Below are 16542 nucleotides of genomic sequence, written 5' to 3'. Positions count from 1 at the left end.
GCCTTTCACTTCTTTTCCATCACGCATTGCAGAGGATGCTGGTGCTTTCGCGCGAAGTCCATCACGAGCGTGACCTTGGTCTCCGCGACCTCGTACGTGAAAACGCCGCACTCCCCCACCCCGTTCTGGTGGACATGGAGCATGATGCGGGTGGCTTCGTCCGCATCCTTGTTGAAGAACCGCTGGAGCACGTGAACCACGAACTCCATCGGCGTGTAGTCGTCGTTGAGCAGCAGCACGCGGTACAGGTTCGGACGCTTAGTCCGGGTCCTGGTTTGCGTGATGACGGCGGTGCCCGAGCCGCCGTCGCCGGGTCGCCCTGTGCCTCGTCGCCGCTCGGCGGCTCGCAAGGGATCCGTCCTGATCAGCCCTGTGGCCAGGTGCCTGCCCCGAAGGAGCGCACGTTTGATGCGGAGAACCATGTCGGGAAGGATCAGTTTGAGGTCCATCGCGAGAACGGCGGTCTCTTCCGGAGGGAACGGTCTCGCCTCCGTTTCCGGAAGCGGCGACCGCAGCCCAACCCAGGAGCGACACGGCCGGTTCCGTTAATCTAGTCCTCCCGCATCCGGTTCGCCAGACCGGTCGTAAGGTGATGTCTCGGGTGATGATGACGCAGCTTGGAGACGCTCGCACCCATGGCCGGCGGGGCGCTGCCTTCCTCGCCCGGAGCCTCCATCGGTCCTGGAAAACAAAGAGGCCCGGGTTGCCCCGGGCCTCTTGCGAAACGATGTCGCGGCGGTCGCCGGCGGCTTACTTGACCGCGCCGGTCGCCTTGGCGAACAGGCCCTCGTACGGCTTCGCCGTTTCCTTGGCGAGGTTCGTGTAGAGGTCGCCGACCTTCGAAGCGTAGGCGACGAAGCCCTCGTAGGTGGACTTCAGATAGTCGCTCTGGATCTCGAACGCCTTGTCCAGCGTCTTCGCGCCGACCAGCTTCTCGGCCAGGGCCGAGGCGCTCTCGAAGGCCTTCTTGGAGTAGTCGGCCGTCTCGGTGGCGATCGCCTGCACGCCCTTGGACGTGGCGCCGAAGCTCTTGAGGGCGACGTCAACGTTGTCCTTGCCGAGCTTCTGGAAATCTTCGAACTGCGTAGCCATGATGCACCCCTACCAATGCGCGATGCGCGGGATCCTGGGTTCCGGCCTGAGACGCGATACACGACGCCAAACCCGATAGGGCGTTTCTAGCTGCAGCGCACAACGTGTGTCAAGGATTTTGTTGCAGTGCAACATGCGCGCGGAGGCTAGCGCTCCGGTTGAAGTTTTAACCGCTGCGTAACCCCAACTCGATACCGTCTTCCCCTGTGCCGCGGATGCGACAGTGGGCTCCCCTCGCCCCCTGAGCGTCGCGTGGCCCGGCTCAGTGGGTGGAGCCGTTGCACACGGGGACCTGGGTATGGGTATGCGTTGGGGTTGCTTCACGGGGCGGTTCGGGACTTTCGCCTCGGTCGTCGTGACGGCTTCTGCGATCGCGGTCATCGCCTCCCCGGCCGAAGCACGGCGCCGCCACCATGCGGCCGGAGGATACAATCCGCCTTACGCCGACATGGTGATGGACGCCAAGACGGGCCGAATCCTGCACGCCGTCAACGAGGACGCGCCGCGTCACCCGGCCTCCGTCACCAAGGTCATGACCCTCTATCTGCTGTTCGAGCAGTTGGAGAAGGGCCGGCTTTCGCTCGACTCGGAGCTGAAGGTCACCGCCCACGCCGCCGCCCAGGCGCCCTCCAAGCTGGGCCTTCGCCCGGGCTCGACCATCACGGTCGAGGACGCCATCAAGGCGGTGGTGACGAAATCCGCCAACGACATCGCGGTGACGATCGCCGAGAACATCGCAGGCTCGGAGGCCGAGTTCGCCGACATGATGACGCGCAAGGCGCGCCAGATCGGCATGCGGCACACGGTCTTCCGCAACGCGTCGGGTCTGCCCAACCCTGGGCACATCACAACGGCCCGCGACCTCGTCACGCTGGGTCGCGCCATCCAGGATCGCTTTCCGAAGTACTACCACTACTTCTCGACGCCGGTTTTCGCCTACCGCGGCGGCTATCACCGCAACCACAACCACCTCCTCGGCCGGGTCGAGGGCATGGACGGCATCAAGACCGGCTATACGCGCGCGTCCGGCTTCAACCTGCTGACCTCCGTGAAGACCGACAACCGGCACGTGGTCGCCGTCGTACTCGGCGGCCGCTCGGCCGCGGCTCGCGACCACCAGATGGTCGCCCTGCTGGACGACAACATCGAGCGCGCCTATGCCGGCGCCCGCACCGCCCCGGCCATGACGGAAACCGCCGCCGCCGAGCCGCGCCGCGAGGCGCCGGTACGCGAGGCTAAGGAGATCCGTGAGCCTGAGCCCGCGCCCAGGGTCCGGGTCGCCTCCGCCGACGAGAACACGCCCCTCACCACGGCCGCCGTCGCGTCGGCGCCCAAGGTCGCGGCCCGCAACGCCGAGCCGAGCCCGACACCGCGCAGGGTCATCGACGTGACGGGCGCCCGCCCGGTTGTCGCCTCCGTGGCGGGTGGATCGACCACCACGCCGTCCAGCGGCATGCGCTGGGTCGTGGGCGCCCAGCCGGTCGTCAAGGCGGATGACGTCAAGATGGCGAGGCTAGAGCCTAAGGCCGAGGCCAAGTCGGAGCCGAAGGCGGAGACCCGCATCGAGAAGTCTCCGGCCAAGCCGACGATCTCCGGCTGGGTGATCCAACTCGGCGCCACCGACGACGAGGGCAAGGCCAAGGAGATCCTGGCCCGCGCCAAGGCTGAGAACCGCCACCTCTCGAAGGCCTCGCCCTTCACCGAGAAGGTCACCAAGGACGGCTCGACGCTCTACCGCGCCCGCTTCTCCGGCTTCGACGAGGGCGACGCCCAGAGCGCCTGCAAGCAGCTCAAGCGCAGCGGGTTCTCCTGCTTCGCCGTGAAGGGCTGAGCCGCCTCAAGGCAGGCGAGAAGGGCCGATAGACGCCGCAGAAAGCGGCGCGGGCCAATGACAGGCGGCGTCTCGGGAGTGTTTCAGCCCGAGTCCAATCCAAACAGAAGACAGCGGAAACCACCGGAACGCGCGTGGAGTATCAGCGATGCCGGTTCAGCAGAACGTCCTTGGCCTGGTTCACCCGGGTGGCGAGATACGTCGAGCCCCCCTGGTCGGGATGCAGTTTCTTCATGAGAGCGCGGTGCGCGCGGCGGATGTCATCATCCCCCGCGCCCGGCTGAAGGCCCAGGATCTCGTAGGCCTCCTGCTCGGTCGGCATGCCCGCGTCGCGGCGACGACCGGTCGCCCCCGGGTGCGCGTCGCCCTGTCGTGCTTCACGCCGTCCGGGAAACCGGCGGTCCAGATAAGCCTCCAGAAGCCGTGAGCCCTCGGGGTCGCCCCCGAGGCAGTCGCGCGCCAGGACGGACAGGTCCGTCTCGCTGAGATCATCGAGGGCGCGGCCCGCATAGGCTCCAGCGAGCACCCGCCCGCCCAGCGCGCCTGTGTCGTGGTCGAGCGTCATCTCGAGCATCGCGGAGCGCACCCGCGATTGTCGCCCCGGGCTCGCTTGGGTGCGTGCGCCCCAGCCGGGGACCGCAAAGCCTTTCATGCCGAGGAGCCAGGCCCCGAAGCCGCCCACCGGGATCGCCATGTCGATCCGGCCCCGGAACAGCAGAAGAGCGGCCACGGCCAGGCTGGCGATCCCGCCCGCGGTTCGCGCGACCTTGGCCAAGACCTTGGGGTTCGCGTTCGAGTAGTTGTGGCCCACGTACCAGAGCACGAACAGGACCGCGACGCCGAGGAGCAGAGCCAAGTCGATTACCTCATCTGCCCGAGGAGGCGCTGCGCGCCTGTGTCCCGTCGGGCCAGGTCCTCCAGCGCCGCTCGCCCGCCGGCCGCGTAGGCGGCGGCGGCGCGCAGGAGAGCGGCGAGTTGGCCCGGCGCCGACGCGTCGAACCGGGCGTAGGCGCCGCCCGTGAGCCTCGCGATCTCCTGAAAGGCTCGGCCGGCCGCCGGGTCACCGCCTTCGTGGAACATGAAAGCCTTGACGCCCCTGAGGCCCAGTTCGCCGGCGACGGCGCACAGGTCGTCCAGCCGCTCCTCCATGGCGTCCCCGACAAACACCAGCGCGTGGACAGGCGCGTCACGGCCTTCGCTGCGCACGTGCTCCAGCACCCGCTGGATCTGCGTGTGGCCGCCCCGGCAATCGATGCGCTGCATGAGGCCGGTCAGCGCCCGTGGATCCGCGACGAAGCGCGACGCGCGGCACTCGGAAAAGCCCCGGAAATACACGAGTTGGACGTCTAGCCCGCCGACCCGAGCCGCCTCGGAGAACATCTCGCCCTGAAGCGAACAAGCCAGATCCCACGTCGGCTGCCTGCTCATCGTGGCGTCGAGCGCGAACACGAGTCTGCCGCGCTTGCCGTTTCGGGTGGGCCCGAGACTGCGCGCGCTCTGCAGGAACGCGTCGATCGCGCCCCGATCTGAAGGAACTTCGACCGCCCCGCGTGCGCCGCGCGCAACCTCGTTCTGGCTCTTGCTGTCGCTCATTCCGACTCCGCTCGCGCTTACATTGGCGGGCGGGCGGTCGAATGCAACTGGAAGGGATGCGACTAGCGCCCGCGCTGCATCTCGAAGCGCGCCTGCCCACCCATCCGCACCTCCGAATTGCCGAAGCGCAGGGTGGCGGGACGGCCGGTCATCAGCGGGCCGACAGTTTGAGGCGAGACTTCCTGGTAGGGCTGCGGCCGGCTGTCGAACACATTCGAGCACGAGCCGGAACGCATCTTCACGCCGGGAGCAACCTCGGTGACAGCGCAGGAACGGTCCATGGCCATGGCTTCGCCAGCCGCGAGGCTCCCCACCGTTCCAGCCACAATCACCAAGAATCGCATGAAACGCCCCCTTCCGCGCTTATACACGGGAGCGCTCCAACTGCGGAGATTATGTGGCGTTTCGCGTGCTGGTCGTCCCCCGTCTCCGGCCGGCATCACAGGAGCCCGAGCTCCGCGAGTTCACGGCGCAACGTCTCGGGCAACGCCGCGAGCCCCGCGCCGAAAGATCCGAGGTCCCGCGGAGCGGACTTGGCCTCCAGGTAGCGCCAGCCCTGGAAGGGCCTGGACGGGCGCGGTTCGACCGGCGTGACCACCGGTTCCAGGATCAGGCGGCAACGGCCGATCCCGTCTCCGTCCGTGAAGGGCTGGACGTCCAAAACGGGCTGGCGGCAGGCGACCTGACCCTTGATGACCCAATACAGGGACCCGCCGTCCAGAATCTCGGCGATGCGTTTGGGAACCATGCGGGTCGTATGCGACTGCTGGTGTTCCCGGCCGAGGCGACGCGACAGGGCGGCGTTCTCCTCGATCCAGCTTTCCAGGTCCGCGATCGAGTCGCAGCCGACGCAGAGCTTGAGCAGGTGCAGGGCCATGCCCAACTCCTAGCGCCGCCGCGGTCGAACCACAACGTGGCATGGAGGCGGGTTGTGAAATGCGGGGATGGCCTGCGATCAGGCCTCTTCCACCACCACCAACTTGGCGCCCTCGGGCACCTGCTGGCCCGCCTCGGCCGCGATCTCGATCACGGTGCCGGCCCGAGGAGCCACCAGCGCATGCTCCATCTTCATGGCTTCGACCACGGCGAGGCGCTGGCCCTTTTCCACGACCTCGCCTTCGGTCACGAAGATCGCCACCACCTTGCCGTGCATGGGCGCCTTCACGACGCCGCCGGCATCGACTTCGTCCGCGGCATGGTCGAGGGCGTCGTAGAGCCGAACGCTGGTCTGCCGGCCTGCGTCGAGGACGATCAGCCCCTCGTCCGTCTCAACGATCGAGAGTTCATGCTGCCCCACCGGAACGGGATGCCCAGGGATTTCGACGCTGGGCCCCTCCTCGTCCCAGCCCAGCGTGGCGTCCACGCGCTCGCCTTCCACCGTGAGCGGCAGGCCGATGCGCCGCTCGCCGGAGAGCTGGAAGGCGTCCGCCACGTCCCAGGGCGACGCAGGCCCCCGCCGCGCCACGCCCGCCGAGGCCAAGCTTCGCTCGGTCTGGCGGGCGACAAGCGCGAGCGCGCCCGCCGCGGCCGCGGCGGCCGGGAACGGCTTGGGCGCGGCCCCCAGCGCTTCCAGGTTTCGGTCGATGAACCCCGTGTCGAAATGACCGGCGCGGAACTCGGGCGCCTCGCAGAGCGCCTTGAGGAACGCCACGTTGGAGCGCGGCCCCGCCACGATCGTCTCGCCAAGGGCGGTCGCCAGCCGCTCCAGCGCGTCCTCGCGCGTGTCCCCGTGCGCGATCACCTTGGCGATCATCGGGTCGTAGAAGGGCGTGACGGCATCGCCTTCGGCGACGCCCGCGTCGATCCGCAGCCGCTCGGCGTCCGGAAAACGCAAGGCCCAGAGGCGACCCGTCGAGGGCAGGAAGCCCTTCTCCGGATCCTCGGCGTAGAGCCGCGCCTCGACGGCGTGCCCCTCGATGTTGAGGTCGTCCTGGCTGAAGGGCAGCCGCTCTCCAGCCGCAACCCGGAACTGCAGTTCGACCAGATCCAGACCCGTGATCGCCTCCGTCACCGGATGCTCGACCTGCAGCCTGGTGTTCATCTCCATGAAGAAGAAGCCGTCGGGGGTGAGCCCGTTCGACCCATCCGCGATGAACTCCACCGTTCCGGCGCCGACATACCCGACGGCCCGCGCCGCCTCCACGGCCGCCCGGCCCATGGCGGAGCGAACCTCGGCCGTCATGCCCGGCGCAGGCGCCTCCTCGATCACCTTCTGGTGCCGCCTCTGGAGGGAGCAGTCACGCTCGAACAGATGCACCACGTTGCCGTGCCGATCCGCGAAGACCTGCATCTCGACATGGCGCGGCGCGCGGACGTACTTCTCGACCAGCACCCGCGGGTCGCCGAAGGCGTTCGCGGCTTCGCGCTGGGCGCTCTGCAGCGCCTCCTCGAAGTCGATCAGCCGGTCCACCCGGCGCATCCCCTTGCCCCCGCCGCCCGCGACGGCCTTGATCAGCACAGGAAAGCCGATATTGGCCGCCCGCTCCCGCAGGAACGCCGGATCCTGCTTCGGCCCATGATAGCCCGGCACCACCGGCACATGCGCGCGCTCGACGAGTTGCTTGGCGGCGTCCTTGAGGCCCATGGCGCGGATCGCCGAAGCCGGCGGGCCCACGAACACGACGCCCGCCTTGGCGCAGGCTTCGGCGAATTCCGCGTTCTCGGACAGGAACCCGTAGCCGGGGTGGATGCAGTCCGCCCCCGCCTCGCGCGCCACCTCGAGGATTCGCGCCCCCACGAGATAGCTCTCCCGCGCCGGCGCGGGTCCGATCAGGTGCGCCTCGTCCGCCTCCCGCACGAACAGCGCGTCCGCGTCGGCTTCGGAATGGACGGCGATCGTGCGCATCCCGAGCCGCCGCGCGGTGCGGATGATCCGGCAGGCGATCTCGCCGCGGTTGGCGATGAGGACGGAGGAGAACATGGATGCTCGCATTTCAGCGGAACGTCACGCCCGCGTAGATTTCTGAAAGGGGCAGGTCTGCCCCGACAGCGGTCAGGACGAGCCGCGATTCGAGCGAGTTCAGCACCTCAGGGCCTTCGCTCCAGACGCCCTGATCCGACCGCGCCCAATGTTCGACGCGCACCTCATCCTGATCAACGAGGGCGAGGTGCCGGAGACTTTGGAAATCCATGTAGGTCGTGAGCTTGTAGCCTCGGTCGTCGGCCATAGTGGAGGGCGAAAGCACCTCCATGACGACGATCGGATCCGAAACCCAACGCCGACGGCCATCCACGGGACCACACCGGACCATCACGTCAGGCTGAGGAAGGAAGCTGGCCTCGTCTGCGCTGGCGACGCCGGCGCCTTGGTAAGATTGACAGCCTCGGTCGCGCACCTGCCGGCGGCATGCCGCGTCAATGTTCCCGGCGATCTGGCTATGGTTGATTGTCGCCGGCGCCATCGCCACGGGAATGCCCGCCAGCAGCTCGAAACGCTGCTGCGGGTGGGCATCCGCAAAGGACAGGTACTCAGCGACGTTCATCATTGCTTGAGCTTGCGCCGCCTCCGCCATGCCATCAATCCTTTCCTGAAAAGCGTCACACTCGAAATCACATCCGGAACACGCCGAAGCGCGTCTCCTCCACGGGGGCGTTGAGGCAGGCCGAAAAGGCCAGCCCGAGGACGCGCCGGGTCTCGGACGGCAAAATGACGCCGTCGTCCCACAGCCGCGCGGTGGCGTAGTAGGGGTTGCCCTCCGTCTCGTACTGGGCGCGGATGGGCGCCTTGAACGCCTCCTCCTCCCGCGCCGGCCATTTGCGGCCCTCGGCCTCGATGTTGTCGCGCCGCACGGTCGCGAGCACGCTGGCGGCCTGCTCTCCGCCCATCACCGAGATGCGCGAGTTCGGCCAGGAGAAGAGGAACCGCGGCCCGTAGGCCCGGCCGCACATGCCGTAGTTGCCGGCCCCGAAGGAGCCCCCGACCAGCACGGTGATCTTCGGCACCCGGGCGCACGCCACTGCGGTGACCAGCTTCGCCCCGTCCTTGGCGATGCCGCCGGCCTCGTACTGCCGGCCCACCATGAAACCCGAGATGTTCTGGAGGAACAGCAACGGGATGCGGCGCTGGGCGCAGAGCTCGATGAAGTGAGCGCCCTTGAGGGCGGACTCGGAAAAGAGAATGCCGTTGTTGGCCACGATGCCGATCGGCATGCCCCAGAGCCGGGCGAAGCCGGTCACCAGCGTGGTCCCGTAGAGCGCCTTGAACTCGTCGAAACGGGAGCCGTCCACCAGGCGGCCGATCACCTCGCGGATGTCGTACTGCTTCTTCAGGTCCGTGGGCGCCAGGCCTTCGAGTTCGTCGGGATCGAGCAGCGGCTCCTCCGTCTCGCTCAGGCCGATGTCGTCAGGCTTGCGGGTGTTCAGGTTCGCCACGATGCGCCGCGCCATCGCCAGCGCGTGCGCGTCGTCATACGCATAGTGGTCCGCCACGCCCGACGTGCGTGCGTGCACGTCCGCGCCGCCCAGATCCTCGGCCGAGACCTCCTCCCCCGTCGCGGCCTTCACCAGCGGCGGCCCGCCCAGGAAGATGGTGCCCTGCTTGCGCACGATCACCGTCTCGTCCGACATGGCCGGCACATAGGCCCCGCCCGCCGTGCAGGAGCCCATCACCACCGCGATCTGGGGGATCCCCAGCGAGGACAGAGTCGCCTGGTTGTAGAAGATGCGGCCGAAGTGCTCCTTATCGGGGAAGACCTCCGTCTGGTGCGGCAGGTTCGCGCCGCCTGAGTCTACCAGATAGACGCAGGGGAGCCGGTTCTCGCGCGCGATCTCCTGGGCCCGGAGATGCTTCTTCACCGTCATCGGGTAATAGGTGCCGCCCTTGATGGTGCTGTCGTTGCAGACCACCATGACCTCGCGGCCCTCCACGCGCCCAATGCCGGCGATCATGCCGGCGCCGTGGATCGCGTCGTCATACATCCCGAAGGCGGCCAGGGCGCCGATCTCCAGGAAAGGCGACCCCGGGTCCAGCAGGCGCATCACACGCTCGCGCGGCAGCAGCTTGCCACGCGCGAGGTGCCGCTCGCGCGCCTTGGGCGGACCGCCAGCCGCAGCCGCCTCGCGGCGGCTGCGCAACTCGTCCGCGAGTTGCCGCCACTGCGCGGCGTTGGCCTGGAACTCGGGTGAATGACGGTCGACGACGCTGGATAGAACGGCCACGCACAATCCCCTGCGCCCGGCGAACGGATTCGGGCCCGCCGATCATGCCGGAAGCTTGTGGGAAGGCAATCAGGCGCCCGCGCACGGACGCCTTGGCCCTCGCTCACGGGCAACCTCTCGAAAACCACCGTCGGGTAGACTGTCCCCGGGAGCACAGCATGGCGCACCACGCGATCAGCCTGGCCATGGCGGTCTTTTGCGGATGGATGGGGTGGCTGATGCGCCGCCCCGGCGCGAATTCCATCTCTCGCGCGCTCGGGCTGCTCGCTTTCGCGGCCGCGTCAGCCCTGCTGGACGACGCCACGGGAGGCTTGCTGCTTGGCGCCCTTGCTCCCGAGGGCGCTAACCCGGCGATCGAGGAGATTCTCGGAAAGCTCTGATGCGACTCAGCTCTTCGCCGAGCCTTCCGGCTTCCCGCGAGGGACGACGGGCTCCACCGGCCCGCCCGCCTCCTTCCAGGCTCCGAACCCGCCCGCAATGTGAGCCACGGGCTTCAGTCCCATCTCCCGCGCGGTGCGGGCGGACAGCGCCGAGCGCCAACCGCCCGCGCAGAAGAACACGAACCGCTTGTCCTCCGCGAACACGGGCTTGTGGTAGGGGCTCTCCGGGTCGATCCAGAACTCCAGCATCCCGCGCGGACAATGAAATGCGCCGGGCACCTTGCCCTCGCGCTCCAGTTCCCGCGGGTCGCGCAGGTCCACCAGCACCACGTCCTCGCGCCCGGCAAGCCCGATGGCCTCGCTGGCCGGAATGGTGTCCACCACGGCGTTCGCCTCGGCGAGCAGCGCCTTGTAGCCCTTGCTGATGATCTGCGGCATCGATGGTCTCCCTGGAGCGGCAAGGATGTCGCGACGGGCCCGCCTGCGTCAACGCCGCGAGCGGCGCGCCAGATGCGCTTCAGGAGCCTTGCGCGCCTCCGCGCGCCGGCGGCATGCTGGGCGCATGATCCTGAATCCGTTCGACATCTTCGCCGTCGCCTTTTTCGCCGTCGCCTGGGTCGGCTACGCCATGGCGGTGGAGGGCTGGCGGGGCGGCCGCAGCCTGAACGGCATCATGCACGACTATCGCCTGCGTTGGATGGAGCAGATGCTGGCGCGCGAGGTGCGCATCATCGACACGCAGATCATGGCGAGTCTGCAGAACGGGACGGCGTTCTTCGCCTCCACGTCCCTGCTGGCGGTCGGCGGCTCGCTCACGCTGCTCAGGGCGGCCGATGACATCCTGCGCGTTTTCGCTGACCTGCCGCTCGGCATCGAGACCCAGCGAGGGCTGTGGGAAATGAAGGTCATCGGGCTTGCCGTGATCTTCGTCTACGCCTTCTTCAAGTTCGCCTGGAGCTACCGGCTGTTCAACTACGCGGCGATCCTTCTGGGCGCCACGCCGCCTGCGGAGCAGGCCCAGTCTCCTGAAGCCTTGAGACATGCCCGCAGCGTCGCCGGCATGGCGACGGCGGCTGGACGCCACTTCAACCGCGGCCAGCGCGCCTTCTTCTTCGCGCTGGGTTACCTCGGCTGGTTCTGGTCTCCCTCCGTGTTCATCCTGTCCACGGCGGCGGTCCTGGTCGTCATGTACATGCGCCAGTTCCGGTCGGACGGGCTGCGCTCGGTGATCGCCCTCGCCGATTCCGGCTCCGCTTGACGAACCGCGGCCGGAAGCGCAGGCAGGAGCCATGACCGCGCCCGCTCCCAAGATCCCTGCCGAAACGCTCGAAGCCACGATCGTGGAGCTCACGGCCGAGCGCGGGGCCGAGAAGACGATCTGCCCGTCCGAAGTCGCCCGCAAGCTCGGCGGCCCGCACCCCGATGGTTGGGGGCCGCTGATGATCCCGGTCCGCAGGGCGGCCGTCCGCCTCGCCCATGCCGGCAAGGTGGTGATCTACCGCAAGGGCAAGCCGGTGGACCCGGACGACTTCAAGGGCGTGTACCGGATCGGCCTGCCGCGTCCGCAGTGAGCGCCCCGGGAAACAGCACGCGGGTGTGGCCCAGGAGCCGCTCGGCGATGAGTCCGATCCACTCCCGCGTCGCCACCTCCGTCCGCCTCAGCCCCTCGCCGACGGTCCACGAGATCCGATAATCGCCCTGGCCAACGGTCCGGTAGTCCACCGGAACCGGAACGACGTCGTACCCCGCCGCGCGGAACAGACCCACCGAGCGGGGCATGTGATAGGCGGACGTCACGAGCAGCCAGCGCTGGCCAGGCTGAAGCTTCACCACGTCCCGCGTGAACAGGGCGTTCTCGTAGGTGTTGCGGGACTTGCCCTCGAACTGGATGCGTCCCGGCGGGACGCCCAGTTCGGCGACGTGCTGCTCCACCACCGCCGCCTCGGTGTCGGCCTGGTTCAGGAGGTCGCCGGAGCCGCCCGTGAAGATCACAGGCTTGTCCGGATAGCGCCGCGCCAGGTCCGCCATGGCGATGAGCCGCTCGGCGGCTTCGTCGACGAGCAACTGACCACGCCCGCGTGACCGCTCCGGCTCGGGCGCGCCCCCGAGCACGATCACGCCGGTGAAGGGTGTTCCGTCGTCACGCCAAGGCGGGAAACGTTGCTCCAGCGGCAGGATCAGCAAGGTGCCGACCGGGAGGATGCCGACGAGGAGCAGCAGCCCGGATCCCCCAAGGGCCAGCCAACGTCCGAGCAGCTTCCAGCGCGTAAAGGCCAGCAACGCGCCGGCGAGAGTCGCCAGTACAAGGAAATTGGCCGGCGCCGCGATGAACCACAGCACCTTGGAGAGCACGAAGTACACGTCTCAGGCCCCCCTGGGCTGGCCTTGCTCAATTCGCCTTGGAAGCCTTGAACGCCTCGTAGCGGGCCTTCGTCTCGGCGTTGGCCGGATAAAGGCCGGGCAGCGGCACGCCGCGCTCCACCTCGGTCATGATCCAGGCCTCGAGTCGCTCCTGCTCGGGCCCCTCTTTCAGCACCGTCTCCACATAAGCGGCCGGGATGCAGACTGCGCCGTCCGCGTCGGCCACGATCAGGTCGTCGGGGAAAACCGCCACGCCGCCGCAAGCGATCGGCTCCTGCCACCCCACGAAAGTGAGGCCCGCGACGGCAGGCGGCGCCGCCGTGCCACGGCACCACACCGGCAGGCCCGCGCCGAGCACGCCGGCGATGTCGCGCATCACCCCGTCCGTGATCAGCGCCGTCACGCCGCGCTTGGCCATGCGGGCGACCAGGATGTCGCCGAAGATGCCCGCGTCCGTGCTCCCCATGGCGTCCACCACCGCGATGCAACCCTCGGTCATGTGTTCGATCGCGGCCCGGGTAGACCGCGGCGAGGACCAGGATTCGGGCGTCGCGAGGTCCTCGCGGGCCGGGACGAAGCGCATGGTGAAGGCGGGTCCGACGAGCCGCTTGCCTTCCGCCGTGGGCAGTGGCGCCGGGCCGCGCATCCAGAGCTTCCGAAGGCCCTTCTTCAGCAGCACCGTGGTGATCGTCGCCGTGGATATGGTCTGGAAGGCGGCGATCGTGGCTGCGTCGATGGTCATGCGGCTGGGGTCCTGTTGCAGGCGGCGGAGAGTGGCGCCCGTCCGCCGCGCGCGCAAGACGCCTGCAGGCGCGGCGCCGATGCCCAGCCGCATGGCTGGTTCAATCGTCCCACTTGGGCGCGAACGCCGGGCTGATCATGCGTCCGTCCGGCCGCGCCAGCCGCGAGATCGCCGCCATTTCGTCCTCTGACAGGGAGAAATCCCAGATGCCGAAGTTCTCGACGATCCGCTTTGGCGTCGCCGACTTCGGAATCGCCGTGACGCCGGGCTGCTGGATGTGCCAGCGCAGCACCACCTGTGCGCCCGTCTTGCCGTGCGCGACAGCGATTTCCTGAACGGTCTTCGCCTCGGTGTCCGTCCCCTTGCCGATGGGCGAATAGGACGTGAAGGCCATGCCGTGCCGCCGCGCGGCGGCGCGGACCTTATGCTGGTCCAGGGTGGGATGGTATTCGCACTGAAGCGCGACGAGCGGCTCGCTGGAGAGCCGCACGGCCTCGTCCAGCATGGCGACAGTGAAGTTGCAGACGCCTATGTGGCGCGCCAACCCGCGCCGCTTCACCTCGCAAAGCGCGCCGATGGATTCCGCCAAGGGCACGTCCGGATTCGGCCAGTGGATGTGAAGCAGGTCGACGTGGTCGAGCCCGAGCCGCTTCAGGCTGGCCTCGGCCGATGCCTGGAGCTTGCCGGGCGCGATGTCCGTCCACCACACCTTCGTTGTGACGAACACTTCGTCACGCGGCACGCCGCCCCGGCGCAGGCCCTCCCCGACCTCGACCTCGTTGCCGTACATGGCCGCGGTGTCCACGTGCCGATAGCCCACCTGGAGAGCGGTCACCACGGCGTCCACGCAGGCCTGACCCTCGGCCCTGAAAGTGCCGAGTCCGAGCGCCGGAATCCGCGCTCCCTTCGCCTCGACGATGGCGGGTGCTGACATGGAGGTCTCCTGGATGAACTCTGCCTTCGACGGAAGTAGGCCGCCGCCGGCGTTTGTCACCGGGGGCCGGCCGAGAGGCTTGCCGGGGATGTGAGCGCGATCGCAGGCCGCCTTCCCACGACTCCCGTCGGCCTCTAGTGTCACCGCCATCGAGCGGGAGACTGCGATGACCAAAGCCGTTCTGGGCATCATCGGCGGATCGGGCGTGTATGACCTGCCCGGCCTCACGGACATCCGCGAGGAGGCGGTCGCGACGCCCTGGGGCGAGCCTTCCGACACGCTGCGCTTCGGCCGCATCGGCCAAACGGAGATCGTGTTCCTGCCCCGGCACGGCCGCGGCCACCGGCTGTCGCCCTCCGACATCAACTATCGCGCCAACATCGACGCCCTGAAGCGCGCCGGCGTCACCGACATCGTGTCGCTCTCCGCCTGCGGCTCCTTCAAGCCGGAGTTGCAACCGGGTCTCTTCGTCCTGGTGGATCAATATGTCGACCGCACCCACCGCCGGGAAAGCACGTTCTTCGGAACCGGCTGCGTGGCCCACGTTTCCATGGCCCATCCAGTCGGCCCGCGCCTCGCGGAGCGCCTGGCCGCGGCCGCCGAAGCGGAAGGCGTGCCCTACCGAAAGGGCGGGACCTACGTCTGCATGGAAGGCCCGCAGTTCTCCAGCTACGCCGAGTCCATCACCTATCGCCACCTCGGCTACGACGTCATCGGCATGACCGCGATGCCCGAGGCCAAGCTCGCCCGCGAGGCTGAGATTACCTACGCTACGCTCGCCATGGTCACCGATTTCGACTGCTGGCACCCGGAGCACGGAGCCGTGGACGTGGCCGACGTCATCCAGGTCATGCACGGAAACACCGAGAAGGCCCGCCGCCTCGTCGCGAGGTTGGCGGCCGGCTTCCCCGCCGAGCGCGAGCCCTGCCCCGCGGGCTCCCACAAGGCCCTGGACACCGCCATCATGACTGCCCCGAGCGCCCGCGATCCGGCGCTACTCGCCAAGCTGGACGCCGTGGCCGGGCGCGTGCTGGGCCCGAAAAACGCCTGAACGCGGCCAGGGGAGCAGGCCTACCGGCCCCACCGCTCCATAGCCTTGTCGTCCGCGTCTTTCGCCTCCACCCAGTCGCCGGCCGTCCCGTCGACGTGGTGCTCCTTCTTCCAGAAGGGCGCCCGGGTCTTGAGGTAGTCCATCAGGAACTCGGCCGCTTCGAAAGCGGCGGCCCGGTGGGCCGAGGCTGTGACGACCAGCACGATGGGCTCGCCCGGCGCGACCCGGCCATGGCGATGAATGGCGACCACGCCCTGCAGCGGCCAGCGCGCGGCGGCCTCCTGGGCAACGCGGCCGATCTCCTCCTCGGCCATGCCGGGATAGTGCTCGAGCTCCAGCGCTGCGAGGCGCCCGCCCTCCGCCCGGCACAGGCCGGTGAAGGTCACCACCGCCCCCACGTCCGTCCGCCCTTCCGCCAACCGCGCGACCTCCGCCGCCGTATCGAACGGCTCGGCCTGGATGCGGACGCTGACTGGGACGTTACTCATCTCAGCCGCCCGTCATCGGCGGGAAGAAGGCGATCTCGGCGGCGCCCGCGATGGGCGTGTCCGGCTTGACGTGCTTGCGATTGATGGCGGCGCGCACCACCGCCGGGTTCTCGAAGGCGTAGGCGTATTCCTCGCCCTGCTGGGCGAGCCACCCGGCGAGGTCCGCCACGGTCCGTACGCTCTCGGGCGGGGAGACCTCCTCTTCCGGCTTGCCGATCCGCTCCCGCACCCACGCGAAATAGACGACCTTCATCGCAGCCCCTCAGGCGCCATGGTCCACGATGTGGTGGATGCCGGCGCGGAAATAGTCGTACCCCGTATAGAGCGTCAGGATGGCCGATACCCACAGAAGGCCGATCCCGATCGCCACCGTGCCGGGCAGCAGGTGCTCGCCCGCCGGCCCCACGATCAGGAACCCCAGCGCGAAAAGCTGCAGCGTCGTTTTCCACTTTGCGACCGTTGAAACCGGGACGCTGACGCGCAGCTCCGCCAGGTATTCGCGCAAGCCGGACACCAGGATCTCGCGCGACAGGATGACGATCGCCGCCCAGATGTCCCAGCGCTGGATGGTGCGGTCCGCGACCAGCATCAGAAGCGTCGCCGAGACCAGGAGCTTGTCCGCGATGGGATCCAGCATGCGGCCAAGCGTCGACTGCTGCTGCCAGGCGCGGGCCAGATAGCCGTCGAAGAAATCGGTCACGCCGGCCAGCACGAAGACGCCCAGCGCGGCCCAGCGCATCCAGAATTCTTCCGGCCAGAACATCAGCGCGGTCACCACCGGCACGGCGACGACGCGGCCGTATGTCAGCACGTTCGGGAGGTTGAGAGGGTTCGCCCGCCGCATGTCGCCCGCCAGGGTCAAGGGACTCGGAGAGAGCATGCCGCCCCCGGAGACGTCAACCGACGCGGGCGA

Annotated in this window: 21 protein-coding genes; 5 read left to right on the top strand and 16 right to left on the bottom strand. The window is 68.5% G+C overall.

Annotated elements, in window-relative coordinates:
* Nucleotides 1-5 precede the first annotated feature (5 nt).
* Complete coding sequence (clpS, locus tag SLNSH_RS21155) at nucleotides 6-422, bottom strand: ATP-dependent Clp protease adapter ClpS (RefSeq protein ID WP_106339739.1); 417 nt, start codon at nucleotides 420-422, stop codon at nucleotides 6-8.
* A gap of 328 nt (nucleotides 423-750) precedes the next feature.
* Nucleotides 751-1092, bottom strand: coding sequence for a phasin family protein (locus SLNSH_RS21150; protein ID WP_106339702.1), 342 nt, complete (start codon nucleotides 1090-1092; stop codon nucleotides 751-753).
* A 304-nt stretch (nucleotides 1093-1396) separates the two neighbouring features.
* On the opposite strand from SLNSH_RS21150, the gene SLNSH_RS21145 reads away from it, so the two are divergent.
* The gene (locus SLNSH_RS21145) at nucleotides 1397-2923 is read left to right on the top strand and encodes a serine hydrolase (RefSeq protein ID WP_106339700.1); all 1527 of its coding nucleotides are present in this window, start codon (nucleotides 1397-1399) and stop codon (nucleotides 2921-2923) included.
* Nucleotides 2924-3065: 142 nt separating this feature from the next.
* Here SLNSH_RS21145 and SLNSH_RS21140 read toward each other — a convergent pair whose 3' ends face one another.
* The 7 genes from SLNSH_RS21140 to SLNSH_RS21110 form a co-directional block, all read right to left on the bottom strand.
* Entirely contained in the window at nucleotides 3066-3779 is a 714-nt protein-coding gene (locus SLNSH_RS21140; RefSeq protein ID WP_106339698.1) for a J domain-containing protein, read from the bottom strand.
* A gap of 5 nt (nucleotides 3780-3784) precedes the next feature.
* Nucleotides 3785-4516: a vWA domain-containing protein gene (locus tag SLNSH_RS21135; RefSeq protein ID WP_196240292.1), complete on the bottom strand. Its 732-nt coding sequence runs from the start codon at nucleotides 4514-4516 to the stop codon at nucleotides 3785-3787.
* Nucleotides 4517-4578: 62 nt separating this feature from the next.
* Nucleotides 4579-4860 carry a hypothetical protein gene (locus SLNSH_RS21130; protein ID WP_106339696.1) on the bottom strand — a complete coding sequence of 94 codons (282 nt, stop codon included), beginning with the start codon at nucleotides 4858-4860 and terminating at the stop codon, nucleotides 4579-4581.
* 95 nt (nucleotides 4861-4955) lie between these two features.
* Complete coding sequence (locus tag SLNSH_RS21125; protein ID WP_106339694.1) at nucleotides 4956-5393, bottom strand: DUF1489 family protein; 438 nt, start codon at nucleotides 5391-5393, stop codon at nucleotides 4956-4958.
* Between the two features lie 78 nt (nucleotides 5394-5471).
* Entirely contained in the window at nucleotides 5472-7436 is a 1965-nt protein-coding gene (locus SLNSH_RS21120; protein WP_106339692.1) for an acetyl/propionyl/methylcrotonyl-CoA carboxylase subunit alpha, read from the bottom strand.
* Between the two features lie 13 nt (nucleotides 7437-7449).
* Entirely contained in the window at nucleotides 7450-8028 is a 579-nt protein-coding gene (locus SLNSH_RS21115; RefSeq protein WP_106339690.1) for a Uma2 family endonuclease, read from the bottom strand.
* A gap of 37 nt (nucleotides 8029-8065) precedes the next feature.
* The gene (locus SLNSH_RS21110; RefSeq protein WP_106339735.1) at nucleotides 8066-9673 is read right to left on the bottom strand and encodes a carboxyl transferase domain-containing protein; all 1608 of its coding nucleotides are present in this window, start codon (nucleotides 9671-9673) and stop codon (nucleotides 8066-8068) included.
* 158 nt (nucleotides 9674-9831) lie between these two features.
* Here SLNSH_RS21110 and SLNSH_RS21105 point away from each other — a divergent pair, with 158 nt between their 5' ends.
* Nucleotides 9832-10053, top strand: coding sequence for a hypothetical protein (locus SLNSH_RS21105; RefSeq protein ID WP_106339688.1), 222 nt, complete (start codon nucleotides 9832-9834; stop codon nucleotides 10051-10053).
* Between the two features lie 6 nt (nucleotides 10054-10059).
* Here SLNSH_RS21105 and SLNSH_RS21100 read toward each other — a convergent pair whose 3' ends face one another.
* Nucleotides 10060-10491 carry a rhodanese-like domain-containing protein gene (locus SLNSH_RS21100; RefSeq protein WP_106339686.1) on the bottom strand — a complete coding sequence of 144 codons (432 nt, stop codon included), beginning with the start codon at nucleotides 10489-10491 and terminating at the stop codon, nucleotides 10060-10062.
* Nucleotides 10492-10615: 124 nt separating this feature from the next.
* On the opposite strand from SLNSH_RS21100, the gene SLNSH_RS21095 reads away from it, so the two are divergent.
* Together SLNSH_RS21095 and SLNSH_RS21090 are read left to right on the top strand one after the other, a co-directional pair.
* Nucleotides 10616-11311: a DUF599 domain-containing protein gene (locus SLNSH_RS21095; protein ID WP_106339684.1), complete on the top strand. Its 696-nt coding sequence runs from the start codon at nucleotides 10616-10618 to the stop codon at nucleotides 11309-11311.
* A gap of 31 nt (nucleotides 11312-11342) precedes the next feature.
* A complete protein-coding gene (locus tag SLNSH_RS21090) occupies nucleotides 11343-11624 on the top strand; it encodes a DUF3253 domain-containing protein (protein ID WP_106339682.1) in 282 nt (93 codons plus the stop codon).
* Here the strand turns inward: SLNSH_RS21090 and SLNSH_RS21085 are convergent.
* The 3 genes from SLNSH_RS21085 to SLNSH_RS21075 form a co-directional block, all read right to left on the bottom strand.
* Complete coding sequence (locus tag SLNSH_RS21085) at nucleotides 11584-12414, bottom strand: YdcF family protein (protein WP_106339680.1); 831 nt, start codon at nucleotides 12412-12414, stop codon at nucleotides 11584-11586. The genes SLNSH_RS21090 and SLNSH_RS21085 overlap by 41 nt on opposite strands.
* A gap of 28 nt (nucleotides 12415-12442) precedes the next feature.
* Nucleotides 12443-13156, bottom strand: a complete 714-nt coding sequence (locus SLNSH_RS21080) for a ribonuclease activity regulator RraA (RefSeq protein WP_106339733.1) — start codon at nucleotides 13154-13156, stop codon at nucleotides 12443-12445.
* Nucleotides 13157-13256: 100 nt separating this feature from the next.
* On the bottom strand, nucleotides 13257-14090 hold the full coding sequence (locus SLNSH_RS21075) for an aldo/keto reductase (protein ID WP_106339678.1): 834 nt from the start codon (nucleotides 14088-14090) through the stop codon (nucleotides 13257-13259).
* 166 nt (nucleotides 14091-14256) lie between these two features.
* Here SLNSH_RS21075 and SLNSH_RS21070 point away from each other — a divergent pair, with 166 nt between their 5' ends.
* Nucleotides 14257-15141, top strand: a complete 885-nt coding sequence (locus SLNSH_RS21070) for an S-methyl-5'-thioadenosine phosphorylase (RefSeq protein WP_106339676.1) — start codon at nucleotides 14257-14259, stop codon at nucleotides 15139-15141.
* Nucleotides 15142-15161: 20 nt separating this feature from the next.
* Here SLNSH_RS21070 and SLNSH_RS21065 read toward each other — a convergent pair whose 3' ends face one another.
* From SLNSH_RS21065 to pgsA, 3 genes are read right to left on the bottom strand one after another with little or no spacing between them, the layout of a single operon-like run.
* The gene (locus tag SLNSH_RS21065) at nucleotides 15162-15629 is read right to left on the bottom strand and encodes a molybdenum cofactor biosynthesis protein MoaE (RefSeq protein ID WP_106339674.1); all 468 of its coding nucleotides are present in this window, start codon (nucleotides 15627-15629) and stop codon (nucleotides 15162-15164) included.
* Nucleotide 15630: 1 nt separating this feature from the next.
* Nucleotides 15631-15882, bottom strand: coding sequence for a molybdopterin converting factor subunit 1 (gene moaD, locus SLNSH_RS21060; protein WP_106339672.1), 252 nt, complete (start codon nucleotides 15880-15882; stop codon nucleotides 15631-15633).
* A 9-nt stretch (nucleotides 15883-15891) separates the two neighbouring features.
* Nucleotides 15892-16509 (bottom strand): CDP-diacylglycerol--glycerol-3-phosphate 3-phosphatidyltransferase, encoded by a 618-nt coding sequence (gene pgsA / locus SLNSH_RS21055; RefSeq protein ID WP_196240293.1) that lies wholly within the window; start codon nucleotides 16507-16509, stop codon nucleotides 15892-15894.
* Nucleotides 16510-16542: the final 33 nt, after the last annotated feature.

Source organism: Alsobacter soli (assembly GCF_003004785.1).
Lineage (GTDB): Bacteria > Pseudomonadota > Alphaproteobacteria > Rhizobiales > Beijerinckiaceae > Alsobacter > Alsobacter soli.
This window is presented reverse-complemented; position numbering and strand designations above follow the sequence as displayed.

Excerpts from the sequence above, each read along its gene's own strand:
- SLNSH_RS21135 (WP_196240292.1), bottom strand. The coding sequence starts at position 4,516 with ATGAGCGACAGCAAGAGCCAGAACGAGGTTGCGCGCGGCGCACGCGGG.
- pgsA (WP_196240293.1), bottom strand. The coding sequence starts at position 16,509 with ATGCTCTCTCCGAGTCCCTTGACCCTGGCGGGCGACATGCGGCGGGCG.
- SLNSH_RS21130 (WP_106339696.1), bottom strand. The coding sequence starts at position 4,860 with ATGCGATTCTTGGTGATTGTGGCTGGAACGGTGGGGAGCCTCGCGGCT.
- clpS (WP_106339739.1), bottom strand. The coding sequence starts at position 422 with ATGGTTCTCCGCATCAAACGTGCGCTCCTTCGGGGCAGGCACCTGGCC.
- SLNSH_RS21080 (WP_106339733.1), bottom strand. The coding sequence starts at position 13,156 with ATGACCATCGACGCAGCCACGATCGCCGCCTTCCAGACCATATCCACG.
- SLNSH_RS21120 (WP_106339692.1), bottom strand. The coding sequence starts at position 7,436 with ATGTTCTCCTCCGTCCTCATCGCCAACCGCGGCGAGATCGCCTGCCGG.
- moaD (WP_106339672.1), bottom strand. The coding sequence starts at position 15,882 with ATGAAGGTCGTCTATTTCGCGTGGGTGCGGGAGCGGATCGGCAAGCCG.
- SLNSH_RS21070 (WP_106339676.1), top strand. The coding sequence starts at position 14,257 with ATGACCAAAGCCGTTCTGGGCATCATCGGCGGATCGGGCGTGTATGAC.
- SLNSH_RS21115 (WP_106339690.1), bottom strand. The coding sequence starts at position 8,028 with ATGGCGGAGGCGGCGCAAGCTCAAGCAATGATGAACGTCGCTGAGTAC.
- SLNSH_RS21125 (WP_106339694.1), bottom strand. The coding sequence starts at position 5,393 with ATGGCCCTGCACCTGCTCAAGCTCTGCGTCGGCTGCGACTCGATCGCG.
- SLNSH_RS21100 (WP_106339686.1), bottom strand. The coding sequence starts at position 10,491 with ATGCCGCAGATCATCAGCAAGGGCTACAAGGCGCTGCTCGCCGAGGCG.
- SLNSH_RS21075 (WP_106339678.1), bottom strand. The coding sequence starts at position 14,090 with ATGTCAGCACCCGCCATCGTCGAGGCGAAGGGAGCGCGGATTCCGGCG.
- SLNSH_RS21065 (WP_106339674.1), bottom strand. The coding sequence starts at position 15,629 with ATGAGTAACGTCCCAGTCAGCGTCCGCATCCAGGCCGAGCCGTTCGAT.
- SLNSH_RS21145 (WP_106339700.1), top strand. The coding sequence starts at position 1,397 with ATGCGTTGGGGTTGCTTCACGGGGCGGTTCGGGACTTTCGCCTCGGTC.
- SLNSH_RS21150 (WP_106339702.1), bottom strand. The coding sequence starts at position 1,092 with ATGGCTACGCAGTTCGAAGATTTCCAGAAGCTCGGCAAGGACAACGTT.
- SLNSH_RS21095 (WP_106339684.1), top strand. The coding sequence starts at position 10,616 with ATGATCCTGAATCCGTTCGACATCTTCGCCGTCGCCTTTTTCGCCGTC.
- SLNSH_RS21090 (WP_106339682.1), top strand. The coding sequence starts at position 11,343 with ATGACCGCGCCCGCTCCCAAGATCCCTGCCGAAACGCTCGAAGCCACG.
- SLNSH_RS21105 (WP_106339688.1), top strand. The coding sequence starts at position 9,832 with ATGGCGCACCACGCGATCAGCCTGGCCATGGCGGTCTTTTGCGGATGG.